This is a genomic window from Microbacterium sp. JZ31, assembly GCF_016805985.1.
Lineage (GTDB): Bacteria > Actinomycetota > Actinomycetes > Actinomycetales > Microbacteriaceae > Microbacterium.
This window is the reverse complement of record NZ_CP017661.1, coordinates 2,345,815-2,364,825: the sequence shown is the minus strand read 5'-3', so window position 1 is coordinate 2,364,825 and position 19,011 is coordinate 2,345,815. Positions and strand designations below refer to the sequence as shown.

General features: G+C 72.1%; 15 protein-coding genes and 1 pseudogene. 14 read left to right on the top strand and 2 right to left on the bottom strand.

Annotated features, from left to right (window positions below; translation table 11 throughout):
* The first annotated feature begins 115 nt into the window (after positions 1–115).
* From rho to BJP60_RS15565, 8 genes and pseudogenes are all read left to right on the top strand, one after another.
* Positions 116–2,071, top strand: coding sequence for a transcription termination factor Rho (gene rho, locus BJP60_RS11290; protein ID WP_336244345.1), 1,956 nt, complete (start codon positions 116–118; stop codon positions 2,069–2,071).
* A gap of 4 nt (positions 2,072–2,075) precedes the next feature.
* Positions 2,076–3,158, top strand: coding sequence for a peptide chain release factor 1 (gene prfA, locus BJP60_RS11285; protein ID WP_203135849.1), 1,083 nt, complete (start codon positions 2,076–2,078; stop codon positions 3,156–3,158).
* 110 nt (positions 3,159–3,268) lie between these two features.
* The gene (locus BJP60_RS11280; protein ID WP_203135848.1) at positions 3,269–3,934 is read left to right on the top strand and encodes a cell wall protein; all 666 of its coding nucleotides are present in this window, start codon (positions 3,269–3,271) and stop codon (positions 3,932–3,934) included.
* Complete coding sequence (locus tag BJP60_RS11275; protein WP_203135847.1) at positions 3,934–5,730, top strand: DUF4012 domain-containing protein; 1,797 nt, start codon at positions 3,934–3,936, stop codon at positions 5,728–5,730. The genes BJP60_RS11280 and BJP60_RS11275 overlap by 1 nt, the downstream gene beginning before the upstream one ends.
* A 186-nt stretch (positions 5,731–5,916) precedes the next feature.
* On the top strand, positions 5,917–6,531 hold the full coding sequence (locus BJP60_RS11270) for an RNA polymerase sigma factor (protein ID WP_203135846.1): 615 nt from the start codon (positions 5,917–5,919) through the stop codon (positions 6,529–6,531).
* Positions 6,528–7,010 carry a hypothetical protein gene (locus tag BJP60_RS11265; RefSeq protein WP_203135845.1) on the top strand — a complete coding sequence of 161 codons (483 nt, stop codon included), beginning with the start codon at positions 6,528–6,530 and terminating at the stop codon, positions 7,008–7,010. The genes BJP60_RS11270 and BJP60_RS11265 overlap by 4 nt, the downstream gene beginning before the upstream one ends.
* 78 nt (positions 7,011–7,088) lie before the next feature.
* The gene (locus BJP60_RS11260; protein ID WP_203135844.1) at positions 7,089–8,681 is read left to right on the top strand and encodes a S8 family peptidase; all 1,593 of its coding nucleotides are present in this window, start codon (positions 7,089–7,091) and stop codon (positions 8,679–8,681) included.
* A gap of 191 nt (positions 8,682–8,872) precedes the next feature.
* Positions 8,873–9,070, top strand: a pseudogene (locus BJP60_RS15565) (tetratricopeptide repeat protein); the annotation flags it as partial.
* A 15-nt stretch (positions 9,071–9,085) separates the two neighbouring features.
* Here BJP60_RS15565 and BJP60_RS11255 read toward each other — a convergent pair.
* Positions 9,086–9,352 carry a hypothetical protein gene (locus BJP60_RS11255; RefSeq protein WP_203135843.1) on the bottom strand — a complete coding sequence of 89 codons (267 nt, stop codon included), beginning with the start codon at positions 9,350–9,352 and terminating at the stop codon, positions 9,086–9,088.
* Positions 9,353–9,379: 27 nt separating this feature from the next.
* Between BJP60_RS11255 and BJP60_RS11250 the strand changes: the two genes are divergently transcribed.
* From BJP60_RS11250 to BJP60_RS11240, 3 genes are all read left to right on the top strand, one after another.
* Entirely contained in the window at positions 9,380–11,362 is a 1,983-nt protein-coding gene (locus BJP60_RS11250) for a CHAT domain-containing protein (RefSeq protein ID WP_203135842.1), read from the top strand.
* A 231-nt stretch (positions 11,363–11,593) separates the two neighbouring features.
* Positions 11,594–12,043: a hypothetical protein gene (locus tag BJP60_RS11245; protein WP_238439400.1), complete on the top strand. Its 450-nt coding sequence runs from the start codon at positions 11,594–11,596 to the stop codon at positions 12,041–12,043.
* A gap of 170 nt (positions 12,044–12,213) precedes the next feature.
* Positions 12,214–13,269, top strand: coding sequence for a dTDP-glucose 4,6-dehydratase (locus tag BJP60_RS11240; RefSeq protein WP_203135840.1), 1,056 nt, complete (start codon positions 12,214–12,216; stop codon positions 13,267–13,269).
* Between the two features lie 102 nt (positions 13,270–13,371).
* On the opposite strand, the gene BJP60_RS11235 is transcribed toward BJP60_RS11240, so the two are convergent.
* Positions 13,372–13,986, bottom strand: a complete 615-nt coding sequence (locus BJP60_RS11235; RefSeq protein WP_203135839.1) for an acyltransferase — start codon at positions 13,984–13,986, stop codon at positions 13,372–13,374.
* Positions 13,987–14,095: 109 nt separating this feature from the next.
* Between BJP60_RS11235 and BJP60_RS11230 the strand changes: the two genes are divergently transcribed.
* Genes BJP60_RS11230 through BJP60_RS11220 form a run of 3 tightly spaced genes read left to right on the top strand, consistent with a single transcriptional unit; the run spans position 14,096 to position 18,968 of the window.
* A complete protein-coding gene (locus tag BJP60_RS11230) occupies positions 14,096–15,163 on the top strand; it encodes a Gfo/Idh/MocA family protein (protein WP_238439399.1) in 1,068 nt (355 codons plus the stop codon).
* Positions 15,160–16,179, top strand: coding sequence for a BACON domain-containing protein (locus BJP60_RS11225; RefSeq protein WP_203135838.1), 1,020 nt, complete (start codon positions 15,160–15,162; stop codon positions 16,177–16,179). Before BJP60_RS11230 ends, BJP60_RS11225 begins: the two co-directional genes overlap by 4 nt.
* Before the next feature lie 47 nt (positions 16,180–16,226).
* On the top strand, positions 16,227–18,968 hold the full coding sequence (locus BJP60_RS11220) for a BACON domain-containing protein (protein ID WP_203135837.1): 2,742 nt from the start codon (positions 16,227–16,229) through the stop codon (positions 18,966–18,968).
* The last annotated feature ends 43 nt before the right edge of the window (positions 18,969–19,011 follow it).

Below are 19,011 nucleotides of genomic sequence, written 5' to 3'. Positions count from 1 at the left end.
CTGCGCAGCTTGTTCATCTGAGCAGCCTGCGCTCGAGCGCCTGGGCGACCGTCGCGTGTCCGCACGCGTCACCCGAAAGTGCATGGGCACCATCACCCGTTCCAGAGGAGCACTCGTGGAGACCATCTCCGAGATCCAGGATGAGGCCGCCGCTGTGACCAGCGCGCAGCCCGCCGACACGGCCGCCGAGGCGGCCCCGACCCAGGCCGACGAGGCGCCGGCGAAGGCGCCGCGCAAGCGCGCCCCCCGCCGCGCCACGTCGTCCTCCGCCAAGGCGGCGGCCGCCGACGCGGCGCAGGCCGAGGCGCCCGCGGCGGAGACGCCCGACGCGGCGCCGGCCGCCGAGGCCGCGCCGACCGAGGAGGCCGCGCCCGCCGAGAAGCCCAAGCGCGCGCCGCGCAAGCGCGCGCCCAAGGCCGCGCCGGCCGAGGCCCCGGCCGAGGAGGCTGCCCCGGCCCCCGCCGAGCCGGAGGCTGAGACCCCCGCCGAGACGCAGACCGAGACCCCCGCCGAGGCGCAGACCGAGACCCCCGCCGAGGCACAGACCGAGCCCGCGGCCGCGGACGCCCCCGCCGAGGCGCCGGCCGAGGACGCGGCGCCCGCCGAGGGAGAGTCGCAGGACGGCGCGGACGCCGAAGGCGCCGCGCAGGAGGGCACCGGCCGCCGCAGCCGCAGCCGCAGCCGCAGCCGCAACCGCAACAAGGGCGACCGTGCCGAGGGCGGCCAGAACCAGGGCGGCCAGAACCAGGGCGGCCAGAACGCGCAGGCGCAGGCTCCCGAGTCGGACGACGACGCACGCCTGTCCGGCGAGGCGGGCGGTCGCAACGCGCGCAACGGCCGCAACAAGCGCCGCGGCGGAAACCAGACCGGCGACGAGTTCGAGACCGAGATCACCGAGGACGACGTCCTCATCCCGATCGCGGGCGTCCTCGACGTCCTCGACAACTACGCGTTCGTGCGCACGACCGGCTACCTCCCGGGCCAGCAGGACGTCTACGTCTCGCTCGGCCAGGTGAAGAAGTACAACCTGCGCAAGGGCGACGCCGTCGTCGGCGCCATCAAGCAGCCGCGCGAGGGCGAGCAGCAGGGCCGCCAGAAGTACAACGCGCTGGTCAAGGTCGACTCGATCAACGGCCTGTCGGTCGAGGACGCGGCCACTCGCGTCGAGTTCTCCAAGCTCACGCCGCTGTACCCGCAGGAGCGCCTGCGCCTCGAGACCGCGCCCGAGAAGCTGACGCAGCGCATCATCGACCTCGTCGCCCCGATCGGCAAGGGTCAGCGCGGCCTGATCGTCGCGCCCCCGAAGGCCGGCAAGACGATCGTGCTGCAGCAGATCGCGAACGCGATCGCGCAGAACAACCCCGAGGCCCACCTCATGGTCGTGCTCGTCGACGAGCGCCCCGAGGAGGTCACCGACATGCAGCGCACGGTCAAGGGCGAGGTCATCGCCTCGACCTTCGACCGCCCGGCGGAAGACCACACGACGGTCGCCGAGCTCGCGATCGAGCGCGCCAAGCGCCTCGTGGAGCTCGGTCGCGACGTCGTCGTGCTGCTCGACTCCATCACCCGCCTGGGCCGCGCCTACAACGTGTCGGCCCCGACGTCGGGACGCGTGCTGTCCGGCGGCGTGGACGCGTCCGCGCTGTACCCGCCCAAGCGCTTCTTCGGCGCCGCGCGCAACATCGAGAACGGCGGATCGCTCACGATCCTCGCGACCGCGCTCGTGGAGACCGGATCCAAGATGGACGAGGTCATCTTCGAGGAGTTTAAGGGCACCGGCAACATGGAGCTGCGCCTGTCGCGTCAGCTCGCCGACAAGCGCATCTTCCCGGCCGTCGACGTCAACGCGTCGTCCACGCGCCGCGAGGAGATGCTGCTCTCGGGCGACGAGGTGAAGATCACCTGGAAGCTGCGCCGCGCGCTCGCCGGGCTGTCGCCCGAGCAGGCTCTCGCCGTCGTCCTGGACAAGCTCAAGGAGACGTCCTCGAACGTCGAGTTCCTCGTGCAGATGAAGAACGCCCAGATGTCCGTGGGCGGTCGTTCGTCGGGTCACGAGAACGACATCCGCTGAGCGCGTGTTCGAATCCGTCGACGCGCTGATCGACGAGCACCGCCGGGTGCAGGAGGAGCTCTCCGACCCGGCGGTGCACGCCGACGCCGCGCGCGCAAAGCGCGTCAACCGCCGCTACGCCGAGCTGAGCCGGATCGTCGCGGCGCATGAGGCGTGGACGGCCGCGGGCGACGACCTCGAGGCCGCCCGCGAGCTCGCGCGGGAGGACGAGGCGTTCGCCGCCGAGATCCCCACACTGGAGGAGAAGCGCGCGCAGGCGCAGGAGCGCCTGCGGCGCCTGCTGATCCCGCGCGATCCGGATGACGCGCGCGACGTGATCATGGAGATCAAGGCCGGTGAGGGCGGCGCCGAGAGCGCGCTGTTCGCCGCCGACCTGCTGCGCATGTACACGCAGTACGCCGCCTCCAAGGGGTGGAAGACCGAGCTGCTGGAGCGGAACGAATCCGACCTCGGCGGGTACAAGGACGTCCAGGTCGCGATCAAGGGCTCCTCCGCGGATCCCGCCCAGGGCGTGTGGGCGCACCTGAAGTACGAGGGCGGCGTGCATCGCGTGCAGCGTGTGCCGGCCACCGAGTCGCAGGGGCGCATCCACACGTCGACGACCGGCGTGCTGGTGTTCCCCGAGGTCGACGAGCCGGAGGAGATCCAGATCGATCAGAACGATCTGAAGATCGACGTGTTCCGCTCGTCCGGGCCTGGCGGGCAGTCGGTCAACACGACCGACTCGGCCGTGCGCATCACGCACGTGCCGACCGGGATCGTCGTGTCGATGCAGAACGAGAAGTCGCAGCTGCAGAACCGTGAGGCCGCGATGCGCGTGCTGCGCGCACGTCTGCTGGCGCGCCAGCAGGAGCAGCTGGACGCGGCAGCGGCCGACGCCCGCAAGTCGCAGATCCGCGGCATGGACCGCTCCGAGCGCATCCGCACCTACAACTTCCCCGAGAACCGCATCGCAGACCACCGCACCGGCTACAAGGCGTACAACCTCGACCAGGTCATGGACGGCGCGCTCGAGCCGATCCTGCAGTCGTGCATCGAAGCGGACGAGGCCGAGCGCCTCGCCGCCCTGGGCGACACCGCCGCGTAGTCCATCCCGACCCTCACCCCGCCGCCCCGGCTCCGTGTATCAGGAGCCGGGGCGGTCGCTCGTGCAGGACGAGGCTCCCGTGCGTGCGGGAGGGGAGAGGACGAGAGCTCATGCTGCAGGGGATATGGGCCGGTGCGGCCGTGGCGCTCGCGCTCGGCGCGACCGCGGCGACCGCGGCGACCGGAGTGGACGAGGTGTACGCACCCGAGCAGCCCGCCGAGCCGTCGCTCAACGCCAGCGCGTACGGCGAGTGCGTGAACGATGCGCCCTACGTCGTCTACGACGTGACGCGCGTCGATCCGGATGGCCGGGCGGCGTCGAGCGAGGTCACGCTCGTGTTCGAGAAGGGCGCTCTGCGTCACGAGGTCGCGCTCGGCGCGCTCGGTGACGACGGACGGCTCGCGGGGCGCGTGCTGTGGCCCGCCGCCGCTGTCGACGCATCCGGGCAGGGCACCGACTGGCCCGGATGGGTGCGCCGGGACGGTGAATGGGTGGATGTGGGAGAGGACGACCTCGGATGGACGCGCGCGGGCGCCGCCATCACGCTGGTGGTCAACCCCGAGGTGCCGGTCGCGGTGTCCTACCCGCCGGCGACGCCCTTCTGCGCGGTCGGCCCTGCCGGCTCCGTGGCGGGGTCCGCGGCGGCCGCGGTCGCCGGAGATCCTCCCGCACTGGCCGTGACGGGTCCCGAGATCGTCGCCCCGCTGCTGCTGGGCGCGGGCATGCTCACGGGCGGGCTCGCGTTCGCGACCGCGCGGCGCCGGCCGAAGGTCTGATGTTCCGACGAGCGGGCGGCAGCGCGGCGGCGACGCCTCGCGTGCGCAAGCCGCGCTGGCGGCGCATCACGGTGCGCGTGCTGCTCGGTGCGGGGGTGCTGCTGTTCGCCGCCGGCGCATGGCTCGCCGTGCGGGGTGCACTGGCCGTCGGCGAGGCGAGCGCTTTGCGCGCGGCCGCCGACCGCTTCGAGGCGACGCTCGACGCGGCGTCGTCGGACGCGGCGCACGCGGCGTCCTTCCTGGACCGCGTGTCCGGCGACGCGGGGGCGCTCGCCGGGCACGCTTCGACGCTGGCGTCGCTGACGTCGGATCCGGTGTGGCTCGTCGCCGAGCACGTGCCGTACGCGGGCGCTCAGCTGCGGGCCGCCCGGGTAGGCGCGGGGGAGCTGGCGCGGCTGACGGCGGCGGGCCGCGACGTGCTCGACGCCTCATCCGGCGTGCTCGCGAGCGCGAAGCCGAGGGGCGTCGACGTCGACGCCGTCCGCGCGCTCGTCGTCCCCCTCGACCGCGCCGTGGCCGCGATCGGCGGTGCCCGCGGGGCGCTGTCCGACGTGGATCGCACGCAGCTCGTGGGACCCGTCGCCTCGGCGCTGCGGCTGCTCGACGACATGATCCAGCGCGTCGGGCCCGCACTGGAGGCGATGCAGGCGACGGCGGCGGTGGTGCCGCCCATGCTGGGGGCCGATGCGCCGCGCACCGTGCTGCTGATGCTGCAGAACCCGGCGGAGCTGCGCGCGGCCGGCGGCATCACCGGGACGTTCATCGCGCTGCGCGCCGACGACGGCGTCGTGCAGCTGATCGACCAGGCCGACAGCGCGGCGTTCCCGCCCGCGGACGAGCCCATGGCTGCCATTCCGGCGGACGCGTCGGCGCGCGCGGACGACGGCATCGGCCGGTTCGTCCAGAACATCACCGCGACGCCCGACTTCGCGCTGTCCGCCGAGCTCGCGAGATCGTGGTGGCGGCAGGCGCGCGGCGAGGAGGTCGACGCCGTGGTGGCGATCGACCCGCTGGTGCTCGAACCGCTGCTGAACGTGACGGGTCCCGTCTCGGTCGAGGGTGACGAGCTGCGGGCCGAGCAGGTCGTCGACACGCTGCTGCGCCGCCCGTACCTGGAGCGCGAACACGATGCGCAGTCGGCCTACTTCCGCGCCGTGACGGAGGCGGTGTTCACGGCGGCGCTCGCGCGTCCGGCGGAGGTGCCGGGCATGGCGTTCCACCTGGCGCCGCTCGCCGACCAGGGCCGGCTCGCCGTCTGGAGCGCGCATCCCGCGGAGCAGGCCGTGATCGCTCGGACGTCCGTCGCGGGTCTCGCCGCCCGCATGGACCAGCAGGATGCACACGCGCTGCTGTTCGACGACCTGACCGGCGGCAAGCTCGACGCGTACCTGGACGCCTCGCTCTCCCTCGTCGCCGAGTGCCGGCCCGACCGACGCGTATCGATCATGCTCCGGGCAGAGCTGCGCAGCGAGGTGGAGCCCGGGGTCGAGCTGCCCTGGCGGGCGTTCCCGGCCTTCGGCGGCTTCGCGCGCGAGGACATCGGCCTGCGCCTGACTGCGCTCGCGCTGCCCGGCGCCGTGGCGGAGGGCGCGTGGATCGACGGTGCTCCCGCCGCGTGGAGTGCGGCCACCGTCGTCGGCCGCCCCGGTGCGGCGGTGCGCGTCACGCTGCCGCCGGGTGCATCGGCGACCGTCGAGTTCCGCTTCGCCGGGGAGCCTGGCGCGACGCCCGCGCTGCTTCACACGCCGCTCGTCGGCGAGGCCCCGGTAGCTGTCACGGGAGGAGGCTGCGGATAAGGTCCTGCGCGGTGCGCCAGTGATCGGGAGTACGTCACGCTTGAGCGAAAATTATGGTGGCATCGCTTGTGCGGCCCCTCGGCGTGTCGGCACAATGTGGCGGGTGGAGGACATGCCTCCGCCGAGGCGTCCCGGTACCCCGGAACCGGATGCCACACCGCTTGCGTCCCCCGCGCGGCGGCAAAGGTGCCAGAGGCACCCGGCGACGAAGACACCGGCGACGGACGCGCCCGCTGGCGGCTCGCGGCCGACCTGTTCGTGCGCTGGCGCGACACGGGCCAGAGCCGCTCGCTCGATGACCTCGTGCGCCTGCTGAGCCCCGTGCTGTGGCATGTCGTGCGCGCCTACGGGCTGCGACGCGAGACCGCCGAGGACGTGGTGCAGGCGACGTGGCTCGCGTTCGTGCGCAAGCACGATTCGATCCAGGATCCCGAGGCCGTATCGGCGTGGCTGACGATGACCGCCCGCCGGGAGGCGTGGCGCGCGTCGAAGGTCGACACGCGTGCCGACCCGACGGAGGACGAGGCGCTCGAGCTGCGCATGCCGCCGAGCGCGACGGCCGAGGACCAGGCCGTGGGTCAGCTCGAGGCGCAGCGCCTGTGGGAGGCGGTCGGGACACTCGACGAGCGGTGCCGACGGCTGCTGCGGATCGTGGCATTCGACGACCGACCGGACTACCGCCGGATCGCGAACGATCTCCACATGCCGATCGGAAGCATCGGACCCACCAGGCAGCGCTGCCTGGGCAAGCTGCGTGCACGGCTCGATGGCCCGGACGGGATCGAGCGAGGAAGATCATGATCGTGGACGACACGTCGCCTTGGAACGAAGAGGAGCAGGACCGCGAGACGCTCGCGGCGCTCAAGCGCATGTGGGAACGGGTGGACGTCCCTCCCTCCGACCTCGTCGAGCGGATGATCGCCGCAGTGGCCGTCGACGATCTGTCGCGCGAGTACGCGCTGCTCACCGAGGTGTCGGCCGAGCGGGCCGCCGTGCGCACCGAGCAGGAGCGGCTGACCCTTCAGTTCAGCGACGACACGACGAGCGTGCTGCTGCACGTGTCGGCGACCGAGTCGGGAAGCCGTCGCGTGGACGGCTGGTCCGCACCCGCGGTGCTCGCCGCGCGTCTGTCCCAGGGGGCGCGCGAGTGGGCGGCGGCGCTCAACGACGAGGGCCGGTTCGCGTTCGACGAAGTGTCGCCCGGCCTGTCGGCCGTGCGTCTGATCGTCCGGATGGACGGAGCGCTGAGAGAGTTCATCACACCGCAGTTCGAAGTGTGATCCTCTCTCGGCACGACGGCGGCGCCCCCACGCCGCCGTGAGGTCGAGCGCGGCCCCCGCCGCGCAGAGAGGTGACTCATGGTCGACTCATCGCAGCCCGAGAACTGGACCTGGCGCGATCGCGCAGCCGGATCGGTGCCGAGGGGGCGCACGCTCGACCCGACCGTCGAGCCTGTGCCGGGCATCCAGGCGTTCCCCACCGTGTACGTGCCGGATCGTCTGCTGGTCTCGAGCGACCGGAAGCTCCGCGAGGAGCACCTCCGCGACCTCGACGAGGTCGCCGCGACGTTCGGCTGGCGCATCGAGCCCGAGGACCTGCGCGGCCGCCCTCTGCGCGGATTCGACGCAGAGCCGCAGCCGCTGCTGCCGGGCGTGCCGGGCGTCACCCGCGTGCGCGTCGTCGCCCCCGGCGAGGCGCCGGATGCCGACTCTCCGCTCGCACCCGATGCCTGGCGACTGCTGCAGCGCACGCGCCGGCTGAAGAAGACCAGGCTCGAGGGGGTGGGCCTGGATCACGTGCTGGCGATCGATCCGGTCGGCGTCAACCCGTTCACTCGGACCAACCCGTTCACGCGCACGAATCCCTTCACGCGCACGAACCCCTTCGGCGCCGATGAGTACGCCGAGCCGGGATGGGGTGGGCGTCAGCCGATCACGAGGCTCGGCGCCGCTCCGGCGCGCTCGGCGGAGCTCAAGAAGGGAAAGCGCCGCCCAGTGGTGGCTGTGCTGGACACCGGCTGTGGTGTGCATGAGTGGCTGCCGGATGACATCGTGACCCGAAAGCTCGATCTCGACGGCGTCCCGATCGGATTGACGGATGCGGCGGATCCCGAGCGGTTCGGCGATCTCTACGGGCAGCTCGACGGCGAGATCGATCCGGTCGCCGGCCATGGCACCTTCATCGCCGGAGTGGTCCGTCAGATCGCGCCCGACGCGGACATCGTGTCCGTCCGACTCGCCGACGCGCTCGGCCTCGTCGAGGAGAGCCTGCTGATCCGGACCCTCTCGGAGGTGATCGAACTTGTCCGTCGCCATGCCGTCGGCCAGGCCGGCGGCATGGCGATCGATGTGCTGAACCTGTCGCTGGGGTACTACCACGAGACGCCGGAGGATGGACTGTACTCGCGCACGCTCTACGAGCTGCTGCGCAGCGCGCGCGAGCTCGGGGTCGCGGTGGTCTGTTCTGCGGGCAATGACGCGATCGATCGACCGAGCTTCCCCGCGTCGCTCTGGCCATGGCCGGGCGCAGACAACGGGATTGCACCGGATGACTTGGCGGAGCACACCTCAGTGGGTGCGCTGAATCCAGGCGCGATGTCGGTCGCGCTGTTCTCCAACGTCGGCCCGTGGGTGCGCGCATACGCGCTCGGCGCCGCTGTCGTGAGCTGCATGCCCGCCTTCGAGGGCGGCCGTCAGGCCTCATCGCGGGAGGACCTCTACGATCGCCGTCGTCTGACGATCGCCGGCGAGGACTACCGCGGGGGATTCGCGACCTGGAGCGGCACGTCGTTCGCCGCGCCGTTCGTCGCAGGCCTGATCGCTGCGGAGCTGGGGCCGCAGCCCCTTTCGGCTCCTACGGCAACAGCAGACGGAGGGCCGGTCTCACGGTCACGGAAGGCGACCAGAGCCGCGCTTCAGCTCGTCGACCGCGGCGACGGATCTCGGGTGTGAGCGGACGATGCGCAACCACGTGCAGGCGCGCCAGAGTAGTGCGGGTGAAAGGCATTGGGGGGGCCTCGATATCAGGGTAGGACGGGATTCGGGACGTCGAATCGGTCGGGGGCCCGGTCCGCTACCGGACATCATGCACCCGCATCCGGCATCCCGGAAGAGGGATATCTCATATCTTTCAGGGACTGCCGATGCGTCTCACCGCGGATGACCTCCACGCCAGAGGTGTGGCGCTCAGCAATCTGGGTCGCCTGACCGCGGCCCGCCGCGTCCTGCGGGCTGCGGCCGATCGGGCGGAATTCCCCGATCAGCGGGCGAAGGTCGCCGGCACGCTCGCGTACGTGCTGACCCGGACAGGGCGTCCGGAGGAAGCGGAGCGGCTTTGCCGGGAGATCCTTGAGGACTCAGGAAGCGTGCGGGCGATCTCGCCTGCTTCTGCCGCCCTTCTCCAGGGCCAGCTCGGTGCGCTCGCCGTGGAGCGCGGCGATTTCGCCGACGCGGTCCTCTGGCTGGATCGTGCGCTCGCAGCAGAGAGGAACGACGTGCGCCGCGCAGCGATGCTGACGAATCGCAGCGTCGCTCACATGCGCCTCGGTCACCTCGCGGCAGCGCGGAGCGACTTGGATTCCGCGGCTGCGATCTATCAGCAGGCCGGCCTCATCGAGGACCACGCCGCCACGGTTCACAATTCCGGGTACATGGCTCTTCTCGACGGCGACCTCGTCACGGCGCTCGAGCGCATGTCCGCCGCGCGCCCCGTCATGTCATCGTCCCCCGCGAATGCGGCGATCTGCGATCTCGATCGCGCGGAGGTGCTGCGCGAGGCGGGGCAGGTGCTCGAGGCGGAGAAGACGCTGGAGCAGGTGGCACGGTCGTTCGGCGCGGCCCACATGCCGCAATCCCGGGCCGAGGCCGAGTTCCACCTCGCGCGGTCGCTGCTCACCTACGACCTCCCGCGTTGCGCGGAGGTCGCCGGGCGCGCAGCACGCCGTTTCCGGAGCCTGGGCAGTTCAGCGTGGGCTGTACGAGCCGAAGGCATCCGGCTGCGTGCGCTGCTGTACATGCCCGACGCCGGTCGGCGCCGCCCTGCCGCGCAGCAGGTCGAGCAGACGGTCGAGGCGCTCGAGCAAGCGGGATTCCCGAGCGAGGCGCGGATGCTGCGGCTGACGCAGTGGATCGCGTGCGCGCGCCGCGGAGAGGCCGATCCCGGCGTGGGCAGGCTCCGCCGCACCGATCCGCTGCCCGTTCGCCTGCTCACGCACGAGGCACGTGCGGTGCAGGCCTCGGCGCGCGGCGACGACCTCGCGGTGCGGCGTCACGCGGCCGCAGGCCTGGACACCCTGTCGGAATGGCAGCGTTCGTTCGGCGCGCTCGATGTGGCATCCTCCATCGCGATGCACGGCAACGGCGTCATGTTCGAGGGGCTCTCCGCCGCGATCCGGTCCCGCCGGCCGGATGTGCTGTTCGAATGGTCGGAGCGCGCGCGTCATTTCGCGCACCAGGTGAGCCCCGTGCGTCCCCCGCGCGATCCGGAGCACGCAGCCGACCTCGCGCAGTTGCGGCTGCTGCGTGAGGAGGCGGGGGCGTCGTGGGAGCAGGACCCCCGCGTGCGGCAGCTGCGGGAGCGCCTGCGAGAGCGGCAGTGGGCGACGGTGGGCGACGGGCATCGCATCCCGCGCGTCGACCTCGAGACGCTGCGTTCCCATCTCGAGAGCGACACGGCGCTGCTGACCTACGTGTACAGCCGCAATGCGCTGGTGTGCCTCGTGATCCCCGCGACCGGGAAGCCGCGCATCGTCGACATCGACGGCGCCTCCGTGCACGACTGGATGCCCGGGCTGCGAGCAGACCTCGACGTGGTCGCCTCGGTGGGAGCCGGGCCCATGGCGCAGGTCGTCGGCCGGGCGCTCGATGCGCGCCTCTCGGCCCTGTCACGCCTGCTGGTCGAGGCCCCGCTCGCCGCGGCCGGCGATCCGCGCCGTGTGCTGATCACCGCTCCGGGCATCCTGGCCGGAATGCCGTGGACGATGTTGCCGGGCATGCACGGCCGCTCGGTGTCCCTCGCGCGCTCCGCCTCTCGCTGGATGGCGGCGCGTTCGTGGGAGCGCACGGGCAGGAACGCGGGCTTCGCCGTCGGGCCGGGCGTTGCGCGCGGCGCGGAGGAGGCGCTGACCGCGGCCTTCGCGTGGGAGGTCAACGGCGTCGACCGGGGCGGCACGTCGCCCGCGCCGCGCGTCCTGCAGGGCGGTGCCGCCACCGTCTCCGCCGTGAGCGCGCTGGCCGACGAGGTCGATGTGCTGCACCTCGTCGCGCACGGCCGTCACGCGCTCGACGCGCCGATGCTCTCCGGCCTGAGCCTCGCCGACGGCACGCTGTTCGGATATGACATCGACCTCATCGGCCGACCGCCCAAGACCGTCGTGCTGTCGGCCTGCGAGCTGGGGCGCTCTTCGGTCCGCTGGGGTGCCGAGGCCATGAGCATGGCGCACGCGTGGCTGCACGCGGGCGCCGTCTGCGTGGTCGCGGCCCCCGTCACGGTGGCCGACGATGTCGCGGCCGAGCTGCTCGCCGCCCTGCACGGCGGTCTCGCCGCGGGTTTGGCGCCGTCGGATGCGCTGGCGGCCGCGCAGGTGGAGACCGGCCTCGTGTCACCGTTCCTGGTGCACGGCAGCGGATTCTGAGCTGCGTATCAAACCGGCTTCACCGGTCTCCAGGACGGATGTCATCCGGTATATTCGGAACTGGGCAGTTCTGCCCACCTCATCCGGGTATCATCTGCGGCCTGATCGGGTCCTGTCCGTCATGGAGACGCAGGTGAGCGCGGACGAGCGAAAGCCCGGCGCAGCGCGCATTCAGCAGCCATACGGCGGTGCGCGTCGCGAACTGATAGACGACGGTGGATGATCATGAGCGTGGATGACGAAGGCGCGATTCTCGCCGACCTGCGCTCGATGTGGGAGCGCCACGACGCGCCTCCCGCCGACATGACGGCGCGGATGATCGCGGCGGTGGCCGTCGAGGACCTCTCGCGGGAGTACGCGCTGCTGACCCAGGTGCCGGCCGAGCTCAGCGCCGTGCGCAACGAGCACGAGCGACTGACGCTGCAGTTCAACGACGAGGCCACGAACGTGGTGCTGCACGTGTCGCAGAGCGAGTCGGGCATGCATCGAGTGGACGGATGGGCGGAGCCCGAGGTGCTCGCGGCCCGCCTGTCGCAGGGCGATCGCGAGTGGGCGGCCGAGATGGCGGGCGAGGGCCGGTTCGCATTTGCGGACGTCGAGCCCGGCCTGTCGAACGTGCGGCTCGTCGTGCGGATCGACGGCGACCTTCGCGAGTTCATCACCCCGCACTTCGAGGTCTGAACGGCGCCGGTTCGCCGGCAGCCCGTATCACCGCTCCCTCTTCCTGCTCTCTCATCTCGCCGGTCGCGACCGCGTCGGTGAAGGCGGGAGCTCGGACTCCCGCGTATGAGCGGGGAGCACTCCGTGGCAGAGCGACACAGCGTTGCGTCGTGTGGCGCCGGGGCGATCGCATGATGTCCCTGGCGGGGGAACGCATCGTCATCACCGGCGGCGCCGGCTTCATCGGCAGTCATCTGGTGGAGGAGCTCGTCACCCGACGCCGCGCGACGCAGGTCACGGTCGTGGACTCGTTCACGACCGGACGCCGCGCGAACGTCCTGCGGTGGATCGACGATTCGCGGGTGCGGATCGTGCAGGCGGACATCCGGTCCGAGGCGGCACTGCGCGCGGTCGACGACGCCGATGTGGTGTTCCACCTCGCGTGTCTGTGCGCCAGGAAGGCCGCACAGGACCCCGTCGAGAACCACGACGTCAACGTCACCGCGACGCTGGGTCTCGTCGAGCGCGCACGCGCCGCGCACGTGCGCCGCTTCGTGCACGTCAGCACCAGCGACGTCTTCGGCGCCTCCCAGCGCACGCGCGTCGACGAGCGGCATCCCACGAGGCCCGCGACCGCGTACGGCGCGTCAAAGCTCGCCGGGGAGGCGTACGTGCGCGCGGCCCACCGCGAGCACGGTCTGCCGGCGGTCGTCGTGCGGCCCTTCAGCGCATACGGGCCGCGCAGCCATTTCGAGGGCGACAGCGGCGAGATGCTTCCGCTCACGATCCTCCGGAACCTCTGCGGTCTGCCCGCGATCGTCCACGGCGACGGGCGCCAGACGCGCGACTTCATCCATGTGACGGATCTCGCGCGCGGGCTGGCGACGATCGCGGAGTGCGACGCCGCGGTCGGGCGCGCGGTCAACCTCGGCTCGGGACGGGACATCTCCATCCGAGCCCTGGCCGAGACGGTGGCGCGGCTCGTGGGTCGCCCCGATCTCGTCCCCCTGCACGTGGATCCGCGTCCCGGGGAAGCGCGGCATCTGGTCGGGGACGGCCGGCTCGTGCACAAGCTCACCGGCTTCACGGCGGCGATGCCGTTCGAGGCAGGCGTCGCCGACCTCGTCCGCTGGTTCCGCAGCTGCCTTCGGACGCCGCAGCAGATCCTGGCTCGGCTGGAGGAGCGCGACCGCGGCATCGGGCGCCCGGGCCTGCCCGGCTTCGCGGCGGGCGGCCAGTTCGCCTGACCGCGTCGCCGGCGGCGGACCGCCGCCTCGCATCCGCCACCCTCCCGGGGGAGGCGGGCACTCGATGCGGCGGGCGGCGCGCGTACGCGCCGCCCGCGGCGATCACGCCGAGGCGACCGACAGGTCGACGGCGGCGAGCGCGCCGTCCTGCTCGCGGTACCGCTCTCCGGTGACCGGGCAGATCCACTCGTCGCCGGACTGCTCGAGCGGTCGGCCGGAGCGGCCGACCCACCCCACGCGCCGCGCGGGGACTCCGACCATCAGCGCGTGCGCCGGGACGTCCTTCGTGACCACGGCTCCCGCGGCGACGAGCGCCCAGGCGCCGACCGTGACGGGAGCGATGCACACCGCGCGGGCGCCGATCGACGCGCCCCGTTCGATTGTGACGCCCACGGCATGCCAGTCCTCCGCGCCCTTGAGGCGCCCCTCCGGTGTGACGGCGCGCGGGAACTCGTCGTTCGTCAGCACCACCGCGGGTCCGATGAACACGCCGTCGCCCAGCCGAGCCGGCTCGTACACGAGCGCGTGGTTCTGCACCTTGCACGCGTCTCCCATGACGACGCCCGGGCCGATGTAGGCGCCGCGGCCGATGATGCAGTCGGCACCGAGGCGGGCCTGCTCACGCACCTGCGCGAGATGCCATACGCGCGTGCGATCGCCGACGACGGCGTCGGACGACACATCGGCCGTGGCTGCGATGACGGGGGAGTGGGACATCTCGGTCCTTTCGTATCAGGGCCCCACCGGGGCCCTCTGTTCTTGCGCGGACCGGGACGGTCGGCATCCTGACCGGGTGCATCAGCGCCCATGCACAAGGAGAGACACCGTGACACGGAGATACAACGCGGCGGTCATCGGCGCCGGCTACTGGGGCCCGAACCTCGCCCGCAACTTCCGCACGTCCGACGACTGGAACCTCGCCGCCGTGTGCGACCTGGATCGCGAGCGCGCGCGGCGCGTGGCGGAGTCGGTGGGCGGCGCCCCGGTCACGACCGATGTCGACGACATCCTGTCCGATCCGCTGATCGATGCCGTCGCGATCGCGACGCCCGCCCGCACGCACCACGCCCTCGTGTGCCGCGCCCTCGACGCGGGAAAGCACGTCATGGTCGAAAAGCCCCTCGCCGACAGCGATGCCGCGGGCGAGGACATGGTCGCCCGCGCCCGCGAGCGCGGTCTCGTGCTGATGACGGATCACACGTACTGCTACACGCCCGCCGTGCTGCGCATCCGCGAGATGATCGCCGAGGGAGCGCTCGGCGACATCCTCTACGTCGACTCGACCCGCATCAATCTCGGGCTCGTGCAGCCCGACGTGGACGTGCTGTGGGACCTGGCGCCGCATGATCTGTCGATCCTCGACTTCGTCCTGCCCGGTGGACTGCCCACCACCGACGTGACGGCGCGGGGCGCCGACCCGCTCGGCACCGGCCGCGCGTGCATCGGCTACCTCTCCTTGCAGCTGCCCGGCGGCGGGATCGCCCACATCCACGTCAACTGGCTCAGCCCGACCAAGATCCGTCGCCTCGTCATCGGCGGCACGCGCCGCACGCTCGTCTGGGACGACCTCAATCCGCAGCAGCGGCTCAGCGTGTTCGACCGCGGCGTCGACATCGGCGCGGAGGACGCTCAGACCGCACGCGTGTCCTACCGCCTCGGGGACACCTGGTCACCGGCGCTCCCCGAGCGCGAGGCGCTCGGTGGCGTCGTCGCAGAGTTCGCCGCCGCCATCCGGGAAGGGCGCAGCGCCCGCACGGACGGCAGTGCCGGTCTCCGCGTGCTGTCGGTTCTGACGGCCGCCTCCCAGAGCGCACAGCTCTCCGGCGTGCCGGTGTCCGTGGGACGGGCCTCGGCCGACGTCGACGAGTCGAGCGCAGCGGGAGTGCCCGCGTGACCGACGTCCCTCCGCGGGTCCCATCGCGGCCGCTGCGGCGTGGCAGACGAAGCAGTTCGTCGCTCGCGCTGGTCCTGGCGGTCGCGCTGGGCGCCGGTTGCGTCGCTGCGACCAGTGCGAGCGCGTCCGCCGCCGCGACCACGTCGCCGACCGCGGCGACTGCCGGTGCCGTCTCGGCCGGGGTCGCCGCGGCCCCGGCCGCCGTCCCTGCCAACGTCGCGCCGGCCGCCACCACGGCCGGCGACCTCGAGGTCTCGCCGTCGCAACTCGCCTTCGCCGGCGTGGACGGCGAGGGCTGCGCCGCCGAGCAGTCGGTGTCGATCGTCAGCTGGGGCGCGGCAGAGCTCAACTGGACCGCGACGACCAGCGCGCCCTGGGTGCAGCTGTCGGCCGCCACGGGCCTGACACCGGCGCAGATCTCCGCGACCGTCGACTGCGCGGCCCTGCCCGCCGGCGTGCACGACGCGACGATCTCCGTGAAGGTCGCAGGCCAGACGTTCCCCGCTCAGGTCGCGGTCGCCGCGGTGGTCAACCCCGACGTCCCGGTGCGCGTCGCAACCTGGCGCGACGACCACGCCGGCGCCTTCAGCGTCTCCACGGACGACGGCCGCTCCTCGGGCGCCGTCGAGCTGATGCAGAGCGGCGTGCGCGGCACGTTCGTGATGAACGGCACCACGCCCCCCGCGCGCTATCCGCAGCTGCACGCGGACGGTCATGAACTCGGCTCCCACCTCGTGAGCCACTACTGCGAGCGCATGGGGCGCGCGACCCTCATCGACGAGATCGAGGACAACATCGATGGCGCCGTGATGGCCACGGGCACGATCCACGACGTGATCTCGCTCGTGTGGCCGTGCGGCTTCCGCGACATCGAATACGGCGTCATCGCCTCGAACTACTACCTTTCGGCACGCGGGTACAACATCAACGAGCTCGAGTCGCCCACGCCGGCGGACTTCATGAACCTCAAGAGCTTCAATTCCCCCGAGCACGAGCCGCTGCCCCCGCCGACCTGACCTCCATCGTCGATCGCGCCGAGGCCGAGGGCGGATGGGCGCACTTCGTGCTGCACGACTTCACGAACGACGCAGGCACGATCGCCTCGGCCGCCGATCACGACGTCTGGACGGCGCCGATGGGCGCGGTGACGACCTACATCCTGCAACGGGACCGCACGGTCGTCTCCAGCTACGCGGCCACGGGCGGCTCGCTCGGCTTCGACATCCGCCGGCTCGCGCTGCCCACGTCTTCGCTGCGCCAGTTCGAGCCCACTGTCGGGCCCGACGACCAGGTCTCGTTCACGGTGCAGCTGCCGGCGGGGCAGCACGCCGCCGACGTGAAGGTCGGCGGCACCTCGCGACCGTTCACGACGACGGGGAGCCCCGCGACCGTGACGTTCTCGGCGCCCGTCGCGCTGCAGGCGCAGCGCGTCGAGGTGGCGCTGTCGAGCACCCCGCCCGCGCGCGTCACCGCCGATGCGGCCGCGCTGCGCTTCTCCGGTGAGACGGGGGAGGACGTGGCGTCGCAGACCCTGCAGATCGGGAACGGCGGCAGCGGGACGCTGACCTGGCAGGCGCAGGACGACGCCGACTGGCTGTCGCTGTCGCCCGCGTCCGGCACGGGTGCCGGCGCCGTCACGGTGCAGGCCGATACGGAGGGCCTGTCGGCCGGAATCCATCGGGCGACGATCTCGCTGACTGCCACCGGCAATGCCAACGTCGTGAAGGTTCCCGTCACCTTCCTCGTCGCGCAGGCGAGCATGCAGATCCTGCCCATGGACTATCCGAACCGCGCCGCATTGATCGCGGACGGCTGGGACTTCATCGCCCGGACATCGAGCGGCGCGGCGCGGAACACGGAGAGCGCGGCTTCGAGCGCTCCGATCCGTTACGGCACTCGCGGCGTGCGGATCCCGGTGGGGGACGGCGATCTATGGGCGGGTGCAAACGACACGCTCGACACGCTGCTGCGCGACCTGCCGCAGACGTGGAGCACCGTGCAGGCGCAGGTGACCTTCGACCCCGACCGCAGCAATCAGCAGGCGGGCATCGCGATCTACGAGCACGACGATCGCTACGTCGCGCTGACCCGCGTCTACAACGGCGGCGGAGGAAACGGAGTCGCGCTCGTGCGCGAGGCGAACGGCTCCGCCGCAGCCGACCGGATCGCGGTCACCGCCACGACCGTGCAGCTGAGGCTCACGCGGGATGCGGGCAGCGGCTCCATCAGGGGAGAGGTGTCCTCCGACGCCGGAGCGACCTGGAGCGAGGTCGGCGCTTTCACGGCGCCGGTCGGTCAGTCCCGCCTCGCGCTCGTGACCGGAGCGTCTCCGACGGGCCTGCCGTCCGCGACGTTCTCCGACGTGCGGATCACCTCGGGCGGAACCGGTCCGACGCCGACTCCCACGCCCACGCCCACTCCGACGCCGACTCCCACGCCGACGCCGACGCCGACGCCGACTCCCACGCCGACGCCGACGCCCGTGCCGATCCCCGAGCCGGGCGCGGGAGAGGAGATCCTGCCGTTCGACTACGCGACCCGCTCGGCACTGCTCGCCGACGGCTGGGACTTCCTCGCTCGACGCGCGTCGGGAAGCGTGCGCGACACCGAGCAGACGACCGGAGCGACCGTGCAGTACGGCGCCGGTGGCCTGCGGATCCCCGTGGACACGGGAGACCTGTGGCAGGGGGCGAACAACACCCGCAACACGCTCCTGCGAGATCTGCCGGACGACTGGGCGAGCGCCCGGATCCGCCTGACCTTCGCCCCCACGGCGGACTATCAGCACGCCGGAATCGTCCTCTACGGCGATGACGACGACTACGTCGAGCTCACGCGCGCGTACAACTCCAGCGTGGGCGGTCACGCGGTCGCGTTCATCAGCGAGGCCGGGGGCACCGCGGCGGACCTGCCGAGGAGGATGACGAACGCCACCGAGCTGACGCTGCGGCTGGATCGCGACCCCGTCGCGCGCACGATCACCGGACTCGTGTCGACGGATGACGGCGCGACCTGGCAGACCGTCGGCACGGTGGGACGGGACATCCTGAACGCGCGGCTGGCCGTGAACGTCACCGGCTCGACGTCGGGCAACCCGCTCGCCACCCTGCACTACGCGGGCGTGACGGTCGCGGCACCGGACCCCGATCCGGATCCCGTGCCCGAGCGCCAGGTCTTCGCATTCGGCGGGCTGAACCGTTCGGGCCTCCTCCAGGCCGGCTGGGACTTCCTGGCCCGCACGGCAGGCGGGACCGTGCGCGACACCGAGCAGCCCACAGGCGTCACGTACGGTGCGGACGGACTCGAGATCGCGGCGGGCCCCGGCGACCTGTGGGGCGGACTGAACAGCACGCGCAACAGCGTGTTCCGAAGCCTTCCCAGCAACTGGTCCGCGGTGGAGCTCTCGCTGCGCTTCGATCCTGCCGCCAACCATCAGCAGGCGGGGCTCGTCGTGTACGGCTCGGACGACGACTACGTGCAGGTGACGCGCAACTACAACTCCTGGCTGGGTGGCAACCGCACCGTGTTCGTGACGGAGTCCGGCGGCGCCGCGACGGCGCCCGGGATCGCGAACACCCCCCAGACGGAGATGCAGCTGCGGCTGCAGCGCACGGGCGGCGTCCTCTCCGCGGCGTACTCGACCGACGGCGGCACCACCTGGTCCGACCTCGGCTCGGTGACCCGCCAGATCACCTCCCCACGCGTGGGAGTGATCGTCGGCGCCAACGAATCCGGCGGCACCGCGCCCGTCGCGACGGTCCGCAGCGTGACGGTCACGACGCCCGCCCCGCAGGGCACCGACTGACCGTCGAGCCAGACCCGAACCCGCCCCGACGAGGAGACATGAT

Excerpts from the sequence above, each read along its gene's own strand:
- BJP60_RS11280 (WP_203135848.1), top strand. The coding sequence starts at position 3,269 with ATGCTGCAGGGGATATGGGCCGGTGCGGCCGTGGCGCTCGCGCTCGGC.
- BJP60_RS11275 (WP_203135847.1), top strand. The coding sequence starts at position 3,934 with ATGTTCCGACGAGCGGGCGGCAGCGCGGCGGCGACGCCTCGCGTGCGC.
- BJP60_RS11265 (WP_203135845.1), top strand. The coding sequence starts at position 6,528 with ATGATCGTGGACGACACGTCGCCTTGGAACGAAGAGGAGCAGGACCGC.
- BJP60_RS11260 (WP_203135844.1), top strand. The coding sequence starts at position 7,089 with ATGGTCGACTCATCGCAGCCCGAGAACTGGACCTGGCGCGATCGCGCA.
- BJP60_RS11250 (WP_203135842.1), top strand. The coding sequence starts at position 9,380 with ATGGCTCTTCTCGACGGCGACCTCGTCACGGCGCTCGAGCGCATGTCC.
- BJP60_RS11240 (WP_203135840.1), top strand. The coding sequence starts at position 12,214 with ATGATGTCCCTGGCGGGGGAACGCATCGTCATCACCGGCGGCGCCGGC.
- BJP60_RS11235 (WP_203135839.1), bottom strand. The coding sequence starts at position 13,986 with ATGTCCCACTCCCCCGTCATCGCAGCCACGGCCGATGTGTCGTCCGAC.